This window comes from Pedobacter sp. KH_004, from assembly GCF_057840755.1.
Genome location: NZ_CM174519.1, coordinates 4,345,364 through 4,365,112 on the forward strand (window position 1 = coordinate 4,345,364; position 19,749 = coordinate 4,365,112).

General features: G+C 37.4%; 17 protein-coding genes. 7 read left to right on the forward strand and 10 right to left on the reverse strand.

The features are described 5' to 3' along the window. Positions 1-12: 12 nt before the first annotated feature. Positions 13-567, reverse strand: a complete 555-nt coding sequence (locus AC3ITD_RS18710; protein WP_265797164.1) for a 30S ribosomal protein S16 — start codon at positions 565-567, stop codon at positions 13-15. 143 nt (positions 568-710) lie between these two features. Between AC3ITD_RS18710 and AC3ITD_RS18715 the strand changes: the two genes are divergently transcribed. Further along, positions 711-1,232: a 5' nucleotidase, NT5C type gene (locus AC3ITD_RS18715; protein WP_265797165.1), complete on the forward strand. Its 522-nt coding sequence runs from the start codon at positions 711-713 to the stop codon at positions 1,230-1,232. A gap of 203 nt (positions 1,233-1,435) precedes the next feature. Here the strand turns inward: AC3ITD_RS18715 and AC3ITD_RS18720 are convergent, their stop codons facing one another. Beyond that, complete coding sequence (locus tag AC3ITD_RS18720) at positions 1,436-4,525, reverse strand: DUF2135 domain-containing protein (protein WP_489362041.1); 3,090 nt, start codon at positions 4,523-4,525, stop codon at positions 1,436-1,438. A gap of 256 nt (positions 4,526-4,781) precedes the next feature. On the opposite strand from AC3ITD_RS18720, the gene AC3ITD_RS18725 reads away from it, so the two are divergent. Further along, positions 4,782-5,105, forward strand: a complete 324-nt coding sequence (locus AC3ITD_RS18725; protein ID WP_265797167.1) for a heavy metal-binding domain-containing protein — start codon at positions 4,782-4,784, stop codon at positions 5,103-5,105. An 80-nt stretch (positions 5,106-5,185) separates the two neighbouring features. On the opposite strand, the gene pfkA is transcribed toward AC3ITD_RS18725, so the two are convergent. The 4 genes from pfkA to AC3ITD_RS18745 form a co-directional block, all read right to left on the reverse strand. Then, positions 5,186-6,169, reverse strand: coding sequence for a 6-phosphofructokinase (gene pfkA / locus AC3ITD_RS18730; protein ID WP_489362043.1), 984 nt, complete (start codon positions 6,167-6,169; stop codon positions 5,186-5,188). Between the two features lie 4 nt (positions 6,170-6,173). Further along, a complete protein-coding gene (locus tag AC3ITD_RS18735) occupies positions 6,174-7,865 on the reverse strand; it encodes a protein-disulfide reductase DsbD family protein (protein WP_489362045.1) in 1,692 nt (563 codons plus the stop codon). 142 nt (positions 7,866-8,007) lie between these two features. Further along, positions 8,008-8,457: a protein-disulfide reductase DsbD domain-containing protein gene (locus AC3ITD_RS18740; RefSeq protein WP_489362047.1), complete on the reverse strand. Its 450-nt coding sequence runs from the start codon at positions 8,455-8,457 to the stop codon at positions 8,008-8,010. A gap of 7 nt (positions 8,458-8,464) precedes the next feature. Then, positions 8,465-9,241: a biotin--[acetyl-CoA-carboxylase] ligase gene (locus tag AC3ITD_RS18745; RefSeq protein WP_489362049.1), complete on the reverse strand. Its 777-nt coding sequence runs from the start codon at positions 9,239-9,241 to the stop codon at positions 8,465-8,467. Positions 9,242-9,285: 44 nt separating this feature from the next. On the opposite strand from AC3ITD_RS18745, the gene rsfS reads away from it, so the two are divergent. From rsfS to AC3ITD_RS18765, 4 genes are all read left to right on the forward strand, one after another. Continuing rightward, positions 9,286-9,660: a ribosome silencing factor gene (rsfS, locus tag AC3ITD_RS18750; protein ID WP_056850566.1), complete on the forward strand. Its 375-nt coding sequence runs from the start codon at positions 9,286-9,288 to the stop codon at positions 9,658-9,660. Positions 9,661-9,687: 27 nt separating this feature from the next. Next, a complete protein-coding gene (gene ftsH / locus AC3ITD_RS18755; RefSeq protein ID WP_489362052.1) occupies positions 9,688-11,793 on the forward strand; it encodes an ATP-dependent zinc metalloprotease FtsH in 2,106 nt (701 codons plus the stop codon). Positions 11,794-11,948: 155 nt separating this feature from the next. Further along, a complete protein-coding gene (locus tag AC3ITD_RS18760) occupies positions 11,949-12,593 on the forward strand; it encodes a LutC/YkgG family protein (RefSeq protein WP_265797173.1) in 645 nt (214 codons plus the stop codon). A 71-nt stretch (positions 12,594-12,664) separates the two neighbouring features. Then, positions 12,665-13,744, forward strand: a complete 1,080-nt coding sequence (locus tag AC3ITD_RS18765) for a 3-oxoacyl-ACP synthase III family protein (protein WP_489362054.1) — start codon at positions 12,665-12,667, stop codon at positions 13,742-13,744. Here the strand turns inward: AC3ITD_RS18765 and AC3ITD_RS18770 are convergent. The 4 genes from AC3ITD_RS18770 to AC3ITD_RS18785 form a co-directional block, all read right to left on the reverse strand. Next, positions 13,741-15,225, reverse strand: coding sequence for a tetratricopeptide repeat protein (locus tag AC3ITD_RS18770; RefSeq protein ID WP_489362056.1), 1,485 nt, complete (start codon positions 15,223-15,225; stop codon positions 13,741-13,743). The genes AC3ITD_RS18765 and AC3ITD_RS18770 overlap by 4 nt on opposite strands. A gap of 152 nt (positions 15,226-15,377) precedes the next feature. Continuing rightward, positions 15,378-16,121, reverse strand: coding sequence for a zinc ribbon domain-containing protein (locus AC3ITD_RS18775; RefSeq protein ID WP_056850571.1), 744 nt, complete (start codon positions 16,119-16,121; stop codon positions 15,378-15,380). Positions 16,122-16,279: 158 nt separating this feature from the next. Continuing rightward, the gene (locus tag AC3ITD_RS18780; protein WP_489362058.1) at positions 16,280-16,648 is read right to left on the reverse strand and encodes a hypothetical protein; all 369 of its coding nucleotides are present in this window, start codon (positions 16,646-16,648) and stop codon (positions 16,280-16,282) included. A gap of 162 nt (positions 16,649-16,810) precedes the next feature. Beyond that, complete coding sequence (locus AC3ITD_RS18785) at positions 16,811-17,386, reverse strand: hypothetical protein (RefSeq protein ID WP_489362060.1); 576 nt, start codon at positions 17,384-17,386, stop codon at positions 16,811-16,813. Positions 17,387-17,840: 454 nt separating this feature from the next. Here AC3ITD_RS18785 and AC3ITD_RS18790 point away from each other — a divergent pair, with 454 nt between their 5' ends. Beyond that, on the forward strand, positions 17,841-19,670 hold the full coding sequence (locus tag AC3ITD_RS18790) for a hypothetical protein (protein ID WP_489362062.1): 1,830 nt from the start codon (positions 17,841-17,843) through the stop codon (positions 19,668-19,670). Positions 19,671-19,749 lie beyond the last annotated feature (79 nt).

A 19,749-nucleotide genomic window follows, 5' to 3' on the forward strand; every position in this document is an offset into this window, starting at 1 on the left:
AAACAATTACAATTATTCTGCTCCTTCTTCTTTAGTAGCTTCTGCTGCAGGAGCTTCTTCAGTTGCCTCAGCAGCTGGAGTTTCTTCTTCAACAACTTCTTCTGCAACTGGTGCATTTTTAGCTGCGATTGCTGCTGCTCTGTCTTCTTTTTTCTTAGCTTCTGCCGCTAATGCTGCTTTACGCACATCTGCTTTAGAAGTAGCTAAACCTTCTGTTTTACCAGAGATTTTACCAGCTTTAGCATCAACCCAAGCAGCGAATTTTTCGTCAGCTTGTTCTTGTGTTAAAGCACCTTTTTTAACACCACCTTCTAAGTGTTTTTTGTATAAAACGCCTTTGTAAGATAGAATAGCACGAGCTGTATCAGTTGGTTGTGCACCACTGTTAACCCAAGCTAAAGTTTTTTCGAAGTTAATTTCGATAGTAGCAGGGTTGGTGTTTGGGTTGTATGAACCTAAACGCTCAATAAATTTACCATCACGTGGAGAGCGAGAATCTGCTACCACAACGTGGAAAAAAGGTTTTCCTTTTTTACCGAATCTTTGCAATCTGATTTTAGTTGCCATTTCTTTTCGTATTTATGTATTCAACATAGTTCCCGGAGCTACATGCTGCGGGGCTGCAAAGATAAAAAAATTCCGCAAATTAAAAACATAGTTTAATTAGTTTATTTTCAGGAGATTTGGGCAAAAATATTTGCAGATACAACATGAAAAGAATTGCCATTGATATGGATGAGGTAATTGCCGATCCGATTAAGAAATTTATTCAACTTTACAACCGCGATTATAATGTTCCATTGGATTTAAAAATTGATGCCGGCAATGAGATTTACCACCATGTGCCGAAAGATGTGGAACGAAAATGGTTTGAATACATCAACGAACCGGGTTTTTTCCGCGACCTGGAAGTTATTCCAGACAGCCAAAGGGTACTTAAAGCGCTGCAGGAAAAGTACGATGTATTTATTGTTTCTGCCGCAATGGAATTTCCAAATTGCTTAAAAGATAAATACGATTGGCTCACGGATCATTTCCCTTTTATCGACTGGCAACATATTATTTTCTGCGGACAAAAAATTGTGAGTACCGATATTATGATTGACGATAGGATTAAAAATTTTGTGAATTTTCCTGGCAGGCCGTTGTTATTTACCTCTCCACATAATTTATTAGTTACCGAATATGAACGCGTAAATACCTGGGAAGAAGTTGCGGGCTTATTACTTTAATATTCGAAAGTTAAACGGTCATCACGACAATAGCACAGCGAAGCGGAGAGACCTTTATTCATTCTCTGTCCAAAGATTTCTCCACCGCGTTCGAAATGAAGAAAGCTGAAAAACCATATAAGAGAAATATAAGAAAACATAAGACAATCAGGCTTATATGAATCTTAAATGCCTTATATGATCAATTGTACTGTAATGCTATTTTAAAAATTAAACTCCCCAACAAGGTTGCCATTTCGATTATCGGCGGCCATTGGTAGCACAATTACTTTTCTCTGCTGCTTGCCTGTGGCATAACGGGTGTAAATCTCCGCGGTTACGGTTGTAGGTCCGCTGATGTTGATCTGCCTATCGCCATAATAATTAACTTCTATTTTATATTTCCCTTTTATAGCCTTTTTGATCATAAACTGCTCTGGCCCATATCCTGATGTAAAATCGTTACTAATTCTGCCGCCAATTTTTGTCCGGTTGTTTCCGTAATAACCCTTTTCTCCAGTTGGATCTGTTAGCCACAAATCGATATCGGTATCATTTTTATTCCAATTTAACACCACCCGAACATCAACTGGCAACGCCGAAATTAAACGCTTGTCTATTTTTCTAATATTTAATTTATCTCCGTGTTTGCTGATCAGGTTATTGATTTCAGAAATGATTATTTCCTCAATGCCCTGGTCGCGATCGGCTATTTGTGAATTATAACTTTGCGTTAAAACTTTATAAAAATTATCCAATGCCATTTGATATTGACCAGCATCGGACAAAGCCAATGCGTAATCCCGGTAGCTTTGTGCATCCATCGGGCGCCATTGCAAAACTTTACTGGTAATAAAAATTTCTTCCTGATAATTGCCGGTTTGCTTCAATTTGTAGGCAAGGGTTTTATACAAATCAGCATTTTCCAGATCCAGATCGGCAATGCTGCTTAAAATTGTTAAAGCCCTAACGCTGTCTTTTTGCTGGTAAAACCAGTTGGCTACATCGAAATAAAACATAGGCGTGGTGATATAATCTGGGCGCATTTTCAAATAAGATTGATAAGCGCTATCTGGATTGCCAATCAATTTTTTCATGTAATCCTTGTCACTTTTAAATTCTGGGATAACGATAGCCGGCTGTGTTTCTACCACCCTAGCCGCACTGTTAGTTACACTTATTCCAGCAATCCGACCGTGTAAAGCTGAGCTCGTATTAATGGCTTGAGATCTGACTATTGTAGTTGCACTCGCCGTTTCCATTCGCTTGTATTGTGGTGCATTGCCCACTATCACAACTTCCCGTAAAGCCTGACGATCAGCTGTCTCGGCTTCCCGTTGTGCCGCAACTGGAGGCGGCATTCTTACCGCATCAACACGTGGTGGCGCTGCTTGACTAGCTTGTGGAGTAGAACGCGGAACTTGGCTTGGAGCAACTGCAACACGCGGGGCGACAACAACATTCCCTCCTGGCGCTCCATGGGCTATTCTGTTCTCAGGCGTGGGATATTGCTCGTTTTGTTTTGCCGGTTCTTTGTCATAGAAATCGGTATTCCACCAAGCCTTTAAATCTTTTGTCATCACTACCGCAGCGTTTAACAAATTTGTTTTGCGTTCCTGAATATCAATTATACGTTGTTTTAAAACGGCATCGTAAGCCTGACGCAATTCTGCAGGTGGTGCAATGTCGTAACGTAAATAATCATCTAAATTTTCTAACACAATTAAGCTGGTATTTCGTGTTACAATACCAAATTGTTTGCTTAATAAGCTAATGTCGTATTTGTTCGCCTCATATTGAATGTCCATTTCGGCAATTTTCTTTTGTGCCCAAACGCGGCTCACATCTATACTACTTAAAGCATGTTCCGTTGCATTTAAACGAACTATTTGCTCTGCAACCACTGTATTTCCATGGCCAAATTGCAATATAAATTCGGTGTTTAAACCGTTCAAAATCCCGGCTATAGATAAATGCCCGTTTACATTTACATGCATTGATGGATAAGTTTGGCGAATATCGGTTGCATTTCTAATTCCTAAAAACTGCAGATTATCCTGGTTTAATTGTTTAAATGCATCTGTTACAGTTGTTGCGTTTAGATTGATAAATTGCCCACCGGTTTTTAAACTAATGTATTTTAAGGTGCTGTAGTCTGCTTTCAAAGCACTATTGATACTATGAACAGGTCTATTTAATGCAATGGTATTTTTCCCGAAAGTGGATAAACCGTCGGTGAAAAGAAGATATTCCTCCGCAGGAAGCAATCTCGAGTTTACCGCGCTGAAGTTTGTCCCGCCATCATAAACCAGGCTTTCGAGTTTTGCCTTTAAGGCAGACCAGTTACCATTCACAATGACATATGAGCCTTCCTTTTTAAATTCGCTGTTAAGCAAGCCCAATTGAAGCGTTAAATTTTGCTTTTGGGCGATTATTAAACCTAAAAGCTCAATCTCTTTTTTAGTATCCCGCTGTAATCCGCTCAAAGAAACATCCCAAACCAAACCAATTTGATTTGCCCATTGCTTCGACCTGCTTTCTACCTTTGGAAAAACGTTTACCAAAAAATAATATCCATTTGACGCTTTTTGCATTTGCACTTCAGGCAAATCATTTCGTTTTGGAAGATTAATGGTTAAGCCGCTTTTAGGTTGATAGTTTATTTTTTTAATTTCGCCCACATAAGTATTGCCATTTGCCTGCATGTCGAAATTGCCATCGGGCTGTTCGCTAAGTTCTGGTTTGAGTACACTTTCAAAAACTGTAGTTTTAAGAGAGAAATCTTCAATCTTTTCATTATAATCGAGAGGTAGATGATATTTGAGTGAGGCTCCTTTTTTAAAACTCAGCTCTTCCTCATAACCTACGATGATTGTTCTACTTCCTTTAGCTGGCAATGGGTAAATTCTGGTTCGGAAGTTATTTCCTTCTACTTTTTCTAATAAACCAGGATCTACACGTCTCCTTTCAATACTCTCGAAAACCTCCGTTGCCTTTGCTTTTTCAACCGGAACGGCTTCACGCATTTTGCCATTAATATCTAATGCGTAGCGGCTAACCGTAACGCCTTCAGGCATTGGAAAGGTAAGTTCTCCTTCTAATATTCTGTTGCTATTGTTATGGAAAGTCATGGTCATTACCGTGGCGGAAATGTTTCCCGTAATCTGTACATCGATATTGAGTTTGCTCATTTTTACCGCCGATTTTTCAGCATCGCTATTGGATTGCTGGACCTTTAAAACAGGCATTTGTGCTTTTACAAAACTGGCAATGAAGAATAGAGGGACGATGAGTAGTTGTTTAGATATTTGCATGACCTTGATTTTTAATAGTGATGCAGAATATTTCGCGATTACATAAATTTATTTTTTGGTCCTCATGCGGGCGTTGCGAAAATAAGGGCAGAAAGCCGCGTGAAATAAACCCGATGGAGCATAATACTTTTAATTTTTCAATTAAAAGATTGAAGTGAAAGCGGGACTGCAGCAAACTAAAAGGATACAGGAAATGCTTTTCCAGAAAAATGTAACAATTAAATAAAATTTGCTTCTAATTATAAAAACTGAAACTATGTTATTAACCACAACGCCTTCGGTTGAGGGCAGAAAAATTGTAAAATATGTTGGTCTGGTTACTGGAGAGACCATTATCGGTGCAAATATTTTTAAAGATTTGTTTGCCGGGATAACAGATATTGTTGGTGGCAGGTCTAGCTCTTACGAACGCGTTTTGAGAGAAGGAAAAGACACGGCTTTGAACGAAATGCAGCAATATGCAGCTGCTTTAGGGGCAAATGCAATAGTGGGAATTGATTTGGATTATGAAACAGTAGGTAGCGGCGGTAGCATGCTTATGGTTAGCGCTAACGGTACTGCGGTTATTTTAGAGGATTAGATATTGCTTAAGGGGAAAACTAAGCAAAAAAAGAAAGTCTTTCCGGTGCGGGAAAGACTTTTCTATTTTATTCAAGATGTTTAGAAAGACAAAATATCAATCAATTTCAGCCATTTAGAACTTACTTTTTCTGCATCAATATGTTTAATGGCATGATCGAAAGGGGTAAAGGTAATTTCCCTGTTAACCTGACCGGCCATCACGCGGTTTTCACCATTAATTAAACCTTCTACCGCAGCAACTCCCAATTGACTCGCCAATACGCGATCCATACAGGTGGGTTTTCCGCCCCGTTGAATGTGACCCAAAACAGAAACTTTGGTATCATAATGCGGGTATTTTTCCTGCAAAATCTCACCTACTTTAAATGCGCCTCCGGTATCATCTCCTTCTGCAACAATGATAATTTTCGACGCTTTATCTTTTCTACTATGCTCTAATTTATGTAAAATGTCATCTGCATTCATGTTCGCTTCAGGAATCATAATCGCTTCGGCGCCTACGCCGATACCGCTTCTCAAAGCAATCAGACCAGAATCGCGGCCCATTACTTCGACAATAAAAAGCCTGTCGTGAGATTCCGCGGTGTCTCTAATCTTGTCAACTGCATCAATAACGGTGTTAATCGCGGAATCATAACCAATGGTAAAATCGGTACCAGCAAGATCGTTATCTATTGTTCCTGGCAGGCCAATAATCGGAAAATCGAACTCCTGTGCAAAAATATTTGCTCCCGTAAAGGTTCCATCTCCACCAATCACAATCAGGGCATCTATATTTTTTTCTTTTAAATTGTTATAGGCAATCTGTCGGCCTTCTTTGGTTCTGAAAGCCTCACTTCTGGCGGTTTTTAAAATCGTTCCGCCACGTTGAATGATGTTCGCAACAGATTTCCGCTCCATGGCGATAAAATCGTTACTGATAAGCCCTTCATAACCGCGGATAAAACCTGTTACTTGAATATCATAATAAATAGAGGCCCTAACTACGGCCCTAATGGCAGCGTTCATGCCTGGCGAATCTCCGCCAGAGGTTAAAACGCCAATGTTCTTTATCTTTTTCATTTAATTATTTCTTTCCATTGAAAATATCCAAGGCACTCTGCAAATATAACGCATATTCTTTTGCATCGAATATTGCGCCTTGAGGTGCCACAAGGGTTTTCAAATCATGACCAGCTAATACATAAAATGGCTGAGAATTGGAATTGTATGTAGTTGCCTGAAAATCTGCATTCCAGGCGCCTAAATCTTTGGTTTGCTTACGAAGGATTTCTGAATAGTGAACTTGATTAGCTGGTACTTCTATTGATCGCTCATCAACATAAAGCTGAATAAGAACGAATTCTTCTCTAATCAATCGGCCAACCTCCGGATCAATCCATATCTGATCTTCCATTCTTCTACAGTTTACACAAGCGTGGCCGGTAAAATCAATTAATAAGGGTTTTTCAACTTCTTTAGCGTAAGCAAGTCCTTCATTTAAGTCGAAAAATGCATTAAAGCCACGAGGTGGATGTAATTTCTCAGCGTATTTCACTTTGGCAGGAAAACCTGTAGGCGGCGTTGATGTCTGAACATTTCCGCCTAAAACAAAATCTTGAGTATTCATCGGCGGGGCTAAACCGCTCAATGTGCTTACAGGAGCACCCCATAATCCTGGTAAAATATATACCGCAAATGAAAAGGAAAGAATAGCTAAAAACAGCCTCGGTACAGAAACATAAGGTAAATCACTGTCATGTGAGAATTTGATTTTCCCCAAAAGATATATTCCCATTAATACGAAAATCACAATCCAAAGACAAAGAAAAACTTCTCTGTCGAACCACTCCCAATGCCATACCAAATCTGCAGCTGATAAAAATTTAAGTGCTAAAGCCAATTCGAGAAAACCTAAACATACTTTTACGCTGTTCAACCATCCGCCAGATTTAGGCATGCTATTCAAAAAGCCTGGAAAAATAGCAGATAAAGTAAAGGGCAGAGCCAGAGCTAGGGCAAAACCGAACATGCCTACAGCCGGACCAAGCACATTGCCTTTTGAACTTGCTTCTACCAACAAGGTTCCAATTATTGGCCCTGTACACGAAAATGAAACTAAAGCCAAAGAGGCCGCCATAAAGAATATGCCTCCTAAACCTTTACTGGTATCTGCTTTCTGATCGATCTTGTTTACAAAAGAACTAGGTAAGGTAATTTCGAAAGCGCCAAAGAAAGAAATGGCGAATACAACGAGTAGAATAAAGAATGCAAAGTTGAACCAGCCACTACTGCTTAATTCATTTAGCTTACTTGAACCGAAAAGAACAGTAATGAGTAAGCCAAATACCACGTAAATAACAATGATCGAAATTCCATAGATAATGGCCTGCCCGATGCCTTTTTTTCTACTGCCCGCTTTTTTAGTAAAATAACTAATGGTTAGTGGTACCATTGGGAAGATGCAAGGCATTAAAAAAGCTAGAAAGCCACCGAAAAGACCTTTAATAAAGGTTTGCCAAAGGGTCAATTTCTCGGCTCCATCAGTTGAAGAAGAAGGTTTCTCGACGTTATTTTGGCTAATTGGTTTATCTTTTTTAACGGTATCCGCAACAATTTTATTTGCTGCGCTATCTTGTGCAGAGCCTACCTCTGTAAAAACGATATCGTCGGGTGGAGCCGTGCTGGTAGTATCCTGTGTTACAGCAGCGTAACTTTTAACAGCGGAGAACGCCAGAAACGTTAATGCCATTAATAACAATAAAAAAACCTTTTTCATTTGTGTGTTTTGTGTTTGAGGCGTGAAATTAAGAATAATTTCATAAAGACATCCTGCTAATGCCGGATGGACCTCAGATTTTACTTTAAAAAGAAACAGTCCCGAAAAATTCGGGACTGTTAGGTAATACTTTTAATATCAATTATTTAACCGGGATACTAAACTCAACTTCTTCCGGCGGCAAGCATTGTCTATCGTTACAAACCATAAACTCTACGTTGCCTTTAACTGTTGTGGTGGCTTTATTCAATTTAACTTTCTGAGTAAAGATTACCGATTTCTCAAAGTAACTTACGTTCATTTTAAATGTGTCTTCGTATTTCGTAATGGCTTTTGGCTCAGTAGTTTTACCCACTAATGAAAAATCTTTCGAAGGTGAGAAAGCAAAAGTCGTTTTTACCGGACCTCCGTCTTTAACATTTTGAGAGTAGATGTGCCATCTATCATCAATAGTTGCTTTTAAATATAAAACAGCTTCAGTTTTACTAACTTTTTTTGCTGCATAAGACCAGGTAACTGGTTTCTCGATTTGAGCAAATGCCGCAACAACAGTAAACAATACCATTGATAATGCCAGTGTGATTTTTTTCATTGTGTGTTTATTTTGTGTGTGTGAATTCAATTTGTTTAAAGTTAAAAGATTTTTGATGATTATCTACCTTCATTATTAATCGCCCCTCATCTTCAACTCCTATAATCTCACCTTCAAAAACCCGTCCATCTTTTTTATAATATGCCGGTTTATTTATGGCGTATAACTTTTCGAGGTATCGATTTTTAAGGCTTTCAAATTTTCCCGATTTCAAAACTAGGTAGTATTTCTCCATAAAGGCGAATAATTTCTCCATAATTACTTCCAGCTGAAACTCTTTTCGTAAAATCTGAATGACAGAGGTTGCACGCTGCGCTATTTCTTCGGGAAAATCGGTTTGATTGATATTTAAACCAATGCCAATAACGGATGATTTTATGATTGTTCCTGTCAGTGCGTTTTCTATTAAAACGCCACCTAGTTTCTTATCTAAATAGTACATATCATTGGGCCATTTTATACTGATTCCGCTCGTGATAAAATATGATAAAGTTTCACTAATGGCCAAACTAACCGCCATATTGAGATAAAACTGTTTATCAAGAGGCAAGAATGATGGTTTAAGATAGATACTCAAACTGATGTTTTTACCGACCTGCGTTTGCCAAACGCTATTCTGTTGCCCTCTACCAGCGAATTGATTATCTGCCATAATTACAGTTCCTTCGGGTAATGGCTCGGATTTTGACACCAGTTCTTTTAAAAAGTTATTCGTAGAATCAACCTCTTTTAATTTGATTAAATTTTGACCAACAAATAGTGTCGAAAAAGTGTTATTTTGCAAGGGTTGAATTTATAATATTGTAATTCCAAAATTAAAGCATTTTAATGGTAAAAAAGAAAATAGTAGCCCTTTCTACATACCTTTCTGAGTTAGCCGTTCATGGCATTCAAGAGAAAAAAGGAGAAGATATAGTGCGGTTAGATCTAAAAAATATTCATACATCTGTAGCAGATTATTTTATAATAACGAGTGCAAATTCCAGTACTCAGGTGAAAGCAATTGCCGATAGTGTAGAAAAAGAAATCTATAAAGCGACTCAAACCGACCCTAGACATAAGGAAGGTTTCGAATCTGCAGACTGGATTATTCTTGATTATTTTGATGTGGTTGTGCACATTTTTAAAACTGAAAAACGCCATTTTTATGGCATAGAAGAATTGTGGGGAGATGCTGAGAGTACAAATTACAAAAGCGCATAACCTCTGGAACCATTTTGAAAAAGAAAAATGAACGATAATCAAAATACAAACGAAAACAAAAAACTGGGAAAAAGAATTCCAAATATCCCGAAAAAGCCACAGAAGGGACCAAAGTTTAATATTTTTTGGGTTTATGCTGCAATTATTGTTGCCATCATAGCTGCTCAGGTCTTATTTTCTGGAGATGGTGGTAAGAAAGTTGATTATCCAGAATTCGAAAGCAAAATGCTTTTGACTGGAGACGTTGAAAAATTGGTCGCTTATAAAAGCGAAGATTTAGTTAAAGTGGAGGTTTATATTAAAAAATCTGCTTTAGATAAACCACAATACGAGAAATATAAGAGTACAAGTAAGTTTTCTACTGCCAATAATGGCCCGATTGTATACTTCAATGCCGGTACAATGGATGGCTTGGATAAGCAGTTGGCAGAGTCGCAAAAAAACCTTCCTGCTGATCAACCCAGAATTTTGGCTGAAAAAGATAGCCGTAGTAATCCATTCTTAGGTTTGTTAGTGAACATTGGTTTGCCATTGCTTTTATTAATCGGCTTCTGGATTTTTATGATGCGTAGAATGGGCGGCGGCGGTGCCGGTGGCGGTCAGATTTTCAGCATCGGTAAATCAAAAGCAACACTTTTTGATAAAGAAAGTCAGGTTAACATCACGTTTAATGATGTTGCAGGCTTAGAAGAAGCAAAACAAGAGGTAATGGAGATTGTAGATTTCCTTAAAAACCCTAAAAAATATACCAACCTGGGAGGTAAAATTCCAAAAGGTGCATTGCTTGTTGGTTCACCAGGTACTGGTAAAACTTTGTTGGCTAAGGCTGTTGCCGGTGAAGCACAGGTTCCATTCTTCTCTTTATCAGGTTCTGATTTCGTGGAGATGTTTGTAGGGGTAGGTGCATCACGTGTGAGGGACTTGTTTAAGCAGGCAAAAGACAAAGCGCCATGTATCATCTTTATTGATGAGGTGGATGCAATTGGCCGTGCTCGTGGAAAAAATAGCGTAATGGGTGGAAACGATGAGCGTGAAAACACATTAAACCAATTATTGGTGGAGATGGATGGTTTCGGAACGGACTCAGGTATTATCATTTTAGCGGCAACAAACCGTCCTGATGTATTGGACTCCGCTTTATTGCGTCCAGGTCGTTTCGATAGACAAATTTCTATTGATAAACCAGATTTAGTAGGACGTGAGCATATTTTTAATGTTCACTTGAAGCCTATTAAAACAGCGCAGGAAGTTGATGCGAAAAAACTATCAGCTCAAACCCCAGGTTTTGCGGGTGCAGAAATTGCCAATGTTTGTAACGAAGCTGCATTAATCGCGGCACGTAGAAACAAAGAGCAGGTTGATATGCAAGATTTCCAAGATGCAATTGACCGTGTAATTGGTGGTTTAGAGAAAAAAAACAAAATCATTTCGCCAGAAGAAAAACGAATCGTTGCTTATCATGAGGCTGGTCACGCTATTGCAGGTTGGTTCCTGGAACACGCAGATCCATTGGTTAAAGTTTCTATTGTTCCGCGTGGAGTTGCAGCATTGGGTTATGCTCAATACCTACCAAAAGAACAGTTTTTATATACAACCGAGCAATTAATCGACGGAATGTGTATGACAATGGGCGGACGTGTTGCCGAAGACATTACTTTCGGTAAAATTTCGACCGGCGCCCAAAACGATTTGGAGCGAATTACCAAACTTTCTTATGCCATGGTGAGTATTTATGGTATGAACGAAGCGGTAGGTAATGTTTCGTTTCACGATCCGCAGAACGAATACAATTTTAACAAACCTTATTCTGAAAAAACATCTGAATTAATCGATGTTGAAGTTCGTAAACTGATTGGCGATGTGTATATCAAAACCAAACAATTGTTGTTGGATAAACAGGATGGTTTAGAAAAATTAGCTCAAAAATTATTGGAAAAAGAAATCTTATTCCAGGCAGATTTGGAGGAAATTTTAGGTAAACGTCCTTTTGATACCAGAACCACATACGATGAATTCGTGAATGGAACAGGAGATCAAACTCCGGCAGCAGAAGGATTGATCCACGATGGCGTTAGCGATACGGATATCAATAAAGAAGTATCTGGCTTAAATCCCGCTTCGGAGAAAGAGTAAGTAGATATGCTGAATTGCATATAAAGACAATTATACATATGTTTGAAACCTTGAACCTTAAAAGTTCAGGGTTTCATTTGTTTAGATACATTGATTAACAAATCAAATACGACATTCAACTTGTTTCGTATCTTAACAAAAGCAAGTACAAAAAAATGAAGGATAATACCACCGCAAAAGAACAGATACTAAAAAAGATAAGGAAAGCGCTTTTGGAGAAGCGTGAAAATCCCTATCCTAATGCGGAGGAAAGTCCTCTTTACAAAAAAAACACCCAAGAACTTGAGGTACTATTTGCCGAGCAGTTGACTGCTATTTCCGGAAATTTTATCTTTTGTGAAGATGGCATCGATTTTTTTGAAAATATGCTTCAATTGGCAGATAAGTTTAAATGGCGCAAAATTTATTGCTGGGAACCTGAGCTTCAAGAGTTTTTGGCTAAATATGAATTTCCTTTTTACCAGACAGATAAAGATTTTGAACAAGCTGAAGTAGGCATCACCTTGTGCGAGGCATTGGTTGCCAGAAACGGCAGCGTAATGGTTACCAATCAAAGTGCAGCCGGCAGAAGGCTAAGCATTTTCCCGCACCATCACATTGTAATTGCCAGAACGAGTCAGCTGGTTTTAGATTTGAAAGATGCCTTCCTGCTCCTTAAAAACAAATACGGAAATCAAATTCCATCGATGATCAGCAACATTACCGGACCAAGCAGGACGGCTGATATTGAGAAAACATTGGTTTTAGGTGCACACGGTCCAAAGGAACTTTTTGTTTTCCTGATTGACGATTTTAGTTAAAAAATTTCTATTTCTTATTTATTAACCATATTTTTATACTACATACCGTTTTAGTATGCGGTATTATAATTATGAGCAAAGTAATAAATACGGTTATCGCCGGCACTGGAAGTTATATTCCTGAAAATATTATATCTGGTAACGAATTCCTAAATTCAACTTTTTTTGAGAATGGGAATCGACTAGAAAAGGAGAATTCCGAAATTATACACAAGTTTTCTGAAATTACCGAAATTGTAGAACGACGATATGCTTGTCCGGTCCAATTGAATAATCATATTGGCGCTAAAGCAGCTGAAAAAGCAATCGAAGATGCTGGTATTGATAAAGAAACATTAGATTATATCATCTTCTGTCATAATTTTGGAGACATCCCCTTCGGAAGTAATCGTACAGATGTTTTACCTTCACTGGCAGCAAAAGTTAAGCAACAGTTGGGCATTTTAAATCCCGATTGTGTGGCTTATGATATCATCTTTGGTTGCCCAGGTTGGGTTCAGGGTTCAATCCAGGCAGATTACTACATTAAGAGTGGCGACGCTAAAAGGGTGATGGTGATTGGAGCCGAAACCTTAAGCCGAATTATTGATCCGCATGACCGCGATAGCATGATATTTTCTGATGGAGCAGGAGCAGTAATTTATGAGGCAAAAGAAGGAGACTCGGAGCAGAAAGGGATTTTAGCCCACAAAACTGAAACCCACGCGGTAAATTATGGGAATTTACTCATTATGGGTAAAGGTTCACACCCTGAAGAAACCAATGGCAACTATTATCTTAAAATGAATGGCCGTAAGCTCTATGAGTTTGCAGTGGTACAAGTACCTCAGGTAATTAAAAAAGCACTCGATAAGGCCGAACTAAGTGTAGAAGACGTTAATATCGTATTTGTTCACCAGGCTAATGGTAAAATGGATACGGCCATTATGAAGAGATTATTTAAACTTTACGGTAAAGATACAGTTCCAGAAAACCTGGTACCGATGACGATCTCCTGGCTGGGTAATAGTTCGGTTGCAACAGTACCAACTTTATTAGATCTGGTATTGAAAGAACAAGTTAAAGATTACAAAGTGAAGCCTGGTGATGTAGCCATTTTTGCTTCGGTTGGCGCTGGAATGCACATCAACGCCTTTGTTTACCGTTTCTAATTAAGCCTTTTCAAACCCGCTTTAGCCTGGCTTTCAATACTGCTTTCATATTCATGATTTTTCATGGAAATAGCATTATTGAAAGCCTCTTTTGCTTTTGCAAAGTTCTTACGCTTTTCATAAACTTTGCCCATTTGTAAAGCAGCATTTGCAGCAAAATAATATTTTGAATTTTTACCCAGGTTGATTGTGGCCTGATAAGCATTTAAGGCATCTTCGTCTTTTCCTAAATCATCATAAATTCTGCCCAAACGGTAGTTAAATTCTGTTTTATCCTTATCCGAAGAAAAATCCGCAGTTTTTTTGTCGCCTAAAAGTTGTAATGCCTTAGTTAAATAGCCGCCATCAAATAACAACCTTGCTTTTAACAAATCAATGGATGGTTGTGGAGATGACGCTTCATTTTTTGCTTGCTTATCTTTCTCATTATAGGCGTAACCGTTGTTAATGGCTTTAGCCGCAAACCCGGAGTAACCATTTTTATCACCTTTTAATAACGCAATCCAGCCTAAATGCAAGTAAGTATCTTTGATATAATTTACACCCTTATTACTGCTTAAAAAGTGATTGAAATAGGTAGCTGCAGATAGATCTAGCTTATTTAAGTGTGCTAAACCTTCTAAATAATCCAAATAGGGAAAGGGTTGGTAAAGCGAGCCCTCCGGTTTTTTTGCGAGAATGGCAATCGCTTCATCATTGTGTGCGTTCTTGATGCAAACATAGCTTCGTAAATAGCTTTTTAATAGGCTTGTATCCGCTATCCGATCCGTGTATTTCATGGTCTTTGAATAGGCCAAACTGCTATGGGCAACATCAGTTAATACATAAGCATAGTAAAAAACCACTTCTTCATAAAACGGTTCATAAGATGACTTTGGCAAATTATCAGCCAGCTTTTCGAACATACTTAAGCCCGTTTGAAGATTTCCTTTTATTCCAAAAGTTGATAAAGTACTTTTTAGTGCACCATCGGGAAGATTTCCCAGAACAGCATTAATTAAGCCTAAACCTTTCATGTTCAGGTGGAAGTTGGGAAATTTTTTGCTATTATCCTGAAGCAATCCATTGGCTTTTTTTATTTCCATGGCGGCGTTGAAATACTCCCCAAAGCGACCACGAATTAAAGCCCATTGTAAATTGATTTCAGCCTGTGCGTATAAATAGTACGGAGAGTTTTTATCATCATCACTTATTTGATCCAACCTTGATGATTTATTTCCTTTCAAACGATCGAAATCTGCCTTGCTTTCGGATGTTAAAATAGTAAAATAATCAACATAGTTTTCCAAAAGGAGAATGATGGAATTATTTGGATGTTGCTTTTTTTCTGTAGAGATATAAGCTCTTGCATTGCCCAGCTTAAGCTCAAATATACTTTTGTAGGCATTTAAGCAATTGGCATTAAAATCGAAATTGGCGAAGAGCGAAAGTGGAAAAACCAGTAAAGTTAGTAGGGTAAGTAAGCGCAAAAATTTAATCATTTGGGATAGTCTTGTTATTATTGCACAGCAAAGTAATTTCAATTGAAAACAAATATTTAAGTTAACCCATAAATATCATTCTTGTTTTGTGTAGAAACAAAAAACGTCCTGATTTTCATCAAGACGCTCTTTAAAATTTTTTTGAGAAGAAATTAAGCTTCTGCTACTTCGTGAGTTAAAGCCTCATCAACCAAAATACGGCCGCAGTGTTCGCAAACGATGATTTTTTTACGCTGACGAATATCCAATTGACGTTGAGGTGGAATCTGGTTAAAACAACCTGAACAAGAATCACGATCGATCGTTACAACAGCCAAACCGTTAATAGCGTTTTTGCGCAAACGTTTATAAGCGATTAATAATCTCTCATCAATAGTTGGCTCTGCTTTATCAGCTTTCTTTTGTAAATCTTGCTCTTCCTTTTCAGTTTCAGCAGTAATTACATCTAACTCGCCTTTTTTAATATCCAAATCTTTCTTTCTACCTTCTAATTCAGCTTTAGCAGCTTCATAGATTTCGGTTTTAGAAGTGATTTCGAAACCATGCTCTTTAATTTTCTTTTCAGAAACCTGAATGTCTAATCCCTGAATCTCAATTTCTTTAGTTAAAGCATCGTATTCACGGTTATTTTTAACTTCTTTTAATTGAGTATCATATCTTTTGATTGCTGCCTGAGCATCTTTGATTGTATTTTTACGGTTTACGATCGAATCCTCAAGATCATCAAGTTCACCTTTGATTTTTGAGATTCTAGTTTCTAATCCTAAAACATCATCTTCTAAATCGGCAACTTCCATTGGCAACTCACCACGTACCTGGCGAATTTTATCAATTTTGGTGTGGATATTTTGTAATTCGTATAAAGCCTTTAGCTTTTGTTCTACGGTTTGTTCCATTAAAACAAGTAATTTATGGGTTTGTTATTTCAACTCTAATAATCAATGACTTACGCCATTTGCTTTTGCTTTTGGGACTATATTTGGGACTAACTTAGTTGTAAATCTCACAAAAGGCTAGTCATAGAGTCCTTTATTAAAGCTTGCAAAGATAAGGATTATTTTCTCTTATTAGTAATAGTATCTTTTTTTATATCAGCCTTGGCTTTTGCGCTAATTAATTCTTTCTTAGCTTGATAAGCTGACGGCTTAGGATTTAAAATTGTATCGGTGTTTGCTACAGTATTCAGTATCTGTTTTAAGTATTCCTCAACGGTATTATTAGTCTGAATTATCTTATTTAATGACTCCGATATATCACCATTATCTGGTATACTTTTCAGATCAACGTCAGTACTATCTTCAACCTCTAAATCTCCGTTTAATATCATTTCGCATTCAAACTGAATTAAATCTGCATCCGATCTTATTTCAACCCCCATATTGTAAGCAAGGGATAAAAGGTCTTGTCTGTGGTAATCTTTCATATTTTATAAGGTAAGGCTAAAGTAAAGTTAGCTTTTCTCTAATTTAGTAATTAACAACACTTAATTTGCTTTTACAATTGTAATAAGATTTTAAGGTACTATCTGTTAATCGCTACATCAAGAATGCTATTGCCATACTTTAGCCTTGGTTAAATCCTGAACTTAGTTAGTTGCTAATTTTACTAATATCCTGTATCCTGTCACAATTGGTTTATTAGTCTTTTCATCTATCTCATTAGATAAAATCGGCTCAGCAATGTAACCGCTTAATAAATCTTTCACACAATTCTTTGTGATGTTATTTAGGTAAACAGGTAAGTTTAGTTGATACCTAATTTCAGAAATTATCCTAATAAACTCCTTATCAGTAATTTTATCACCCACGTGTACTGCCGACGCAATCCTAGCTTGGTATTCGCGCTGAATATCATTCATGTTATCTAAGGCGACAATCTTTGCGTGCGTGTTCGACCATGTATTTTGACCATAGCTTGTTATAGAAAGTACAATTTGAGTACTAATATCCTCTCCATAACGCATAGATAAGTAAAGTTGTCTTTCGCGCTGAACGGGAGTAAGTTTAACATTGCGAAGATGACTACTGATAACTTGAACATCCAAATTGACATTATTTGGTGTCGGTTGACTTTCCGCACCATTTGATGCTGGAAGTTGCACTTGCGGAACTGACACTACATTATGAGCGTAAGTCAGATGATTTTGGTTATATAAACCCATATTAAATAGCCTTTCCGAGGAAGTATATGGACACTACATTGTGTATCATATCCCTTGGATAGGTTAATCTTGCATCATGGGTTGATTAAATAAACTGTTCAAAATTTACAATCCTGCGCTTTTAAACATTGATGCAAACCTAAAAAATATGAGTTAGGTTAACAAAGGAAATCGTTAATAAGGATATTATGTTGACAATTCTTTTTAGAGGGCACCAACAGCTATTAAAATAAAATATACCAGAAAGTTGCAGTAACCGCCAAATACCAGTATATTTGCAACACATTAACAAACAAGCAATTACCAATTACTTAATAACATATTAGGCCTTTATATAAGGCCTTTTTGTTACTCGTAAGTGTCCTCAAAATGGTAAGCTTAACCAGATGATCCAAACTATTCTAGATAAGTAATACAACTCAGATGCTAATTTGATAAACGGTAATTGCTTAAAATGCACAATAAAACAGTAACAATAAATTTAAAAGAAAACGACAAGATAAGCATAGCATTCCCAAACGGACTGCCTTCAAATGGCAACATAGATAAGGGCGAATGTGGAAACCGGATGACCACCACCGAGCTAAAAGCTGATAGGTGCACGATAATTGTAAACCCTCAAGTTGCAACTATAATAAGTAAGAAACAATGGTGCTTAGAGGCTAATCAACAAATCAATATTCTAGCCATCTGCGATGAGGAAAATTATAATATCGCTGAATTTATAACAAGTGAGTGCCCAATCAAGAAGATACTTGTTACACCTGAAAGCTTTCCTAAGCTTATGAATACAGCAACCGAACTAGGATTAGCGGAAACACTTTACAATGATTGGTTCTGTTTGCTGGACGAATCACACTGTTTTGCGAGTGAAGCATTTAGGGATAACATCCTTGCTCCATTCAACTACTTTTTTAAATTCAAGAATAACGCAATGGGTTCAGCAACACCATTTGACTATCAAGATTCACGTATTCAGGCAATGCAGAAATATAAGCTTGTATACCCGAACAAAAGAGGAACGGTAAAGATACTTCATTCTAACAAACCGCAGAATACACTTCAGCAGATGATAAAGCAAAACACGTTTGCAGGCAATGTACATATCTTCCTAAATTCTGTTACTGAGATTAATAAGATAATTAGTAAACTGGAAATATCTGACGTTAATATATACTGCGCTGACAACGAACGAAACCGAGGTGTAATGATGCAGAATGGCAAGTATTTTAAAAAGCAGCCGCTTAATGGAGATTACGCTAAGTACAACTTTTACACCTGCCGTTATATTGAGGGCTGGGATTTGATTGATGATCCAACTGCAACTATGATATTCTTAACTGATACTAGGATAAAACATTCCATGCTAAGCATACCAATAAAGGGCGTGCAATGTCTTGGGCGACTACGTAATGTAATTCCAAACGAAATCTTCCACATTACAAACAGCCTTCAAAAGGATAGTTCCAATATTCCAACATTTACGGATCTAGCCAAGAGAATTGTCAACCAAGCAAATAAACACATTAATTACTATAACCACTTCCATGCAGATGAATTGGCCATTGGAATAGAAGATGATCTAGGATTAACAGACCTAATTAAACCATATTGCTACATAAATCATGGGATTGCGTATATACATGAACTAAAACTGGATCAGATACTTTACAAACATTGGAGCGAATACGGATATGCTAACCAAGAAAGTATAAAGTCAGAATGGGAACGGAGCAGATACAATACAGAGATATACTACTGTGATTTTCCAGATCAACCTACCAATAAGAACCGCATCAATCTCTGCCGATATGTTATTGAACAGTTCGGGAAATTTAAACAGAACCCCAAGCAATACGCTTATGGCGAGGCTTACAGCACTATGGAGCTATTAAAAAAGAATTATAATACGCTACTTCAATGTCTTTTGCTTTACGGTATAGAATGGATTGAATCAATAAACTACAATGAACAAACTATGAAACAACAACTAGTAAACAAAAGCAATGCAAACGCAAAAGACAGGCTAATTATAAGGTTGGCAAATGAATTCGAAATAAACGTTAAATATTCACGAAAGTATATTAAGAATAGGATTCAGGAGCTCTACGAAGAATTAAACTACCTAGATAAAAGAGGAAAGGTCAAAAGGGCTACTGCAACTGATTTAGAGGATATGGAATTATTTAATTTAAAGGAATGTAAAATATATGATGATTCAGGTAAAAGAATTCAAGGGTATCTAATTGAAAGTAAAAGGTTTGTTTTAAAACAAGCATCATAGCAACCTAGCTAAGTGGAATATTTTCATTCATAATGACTCTTATTGTATATAAAGTGGGGAGAACTAAATAAAAAATGCC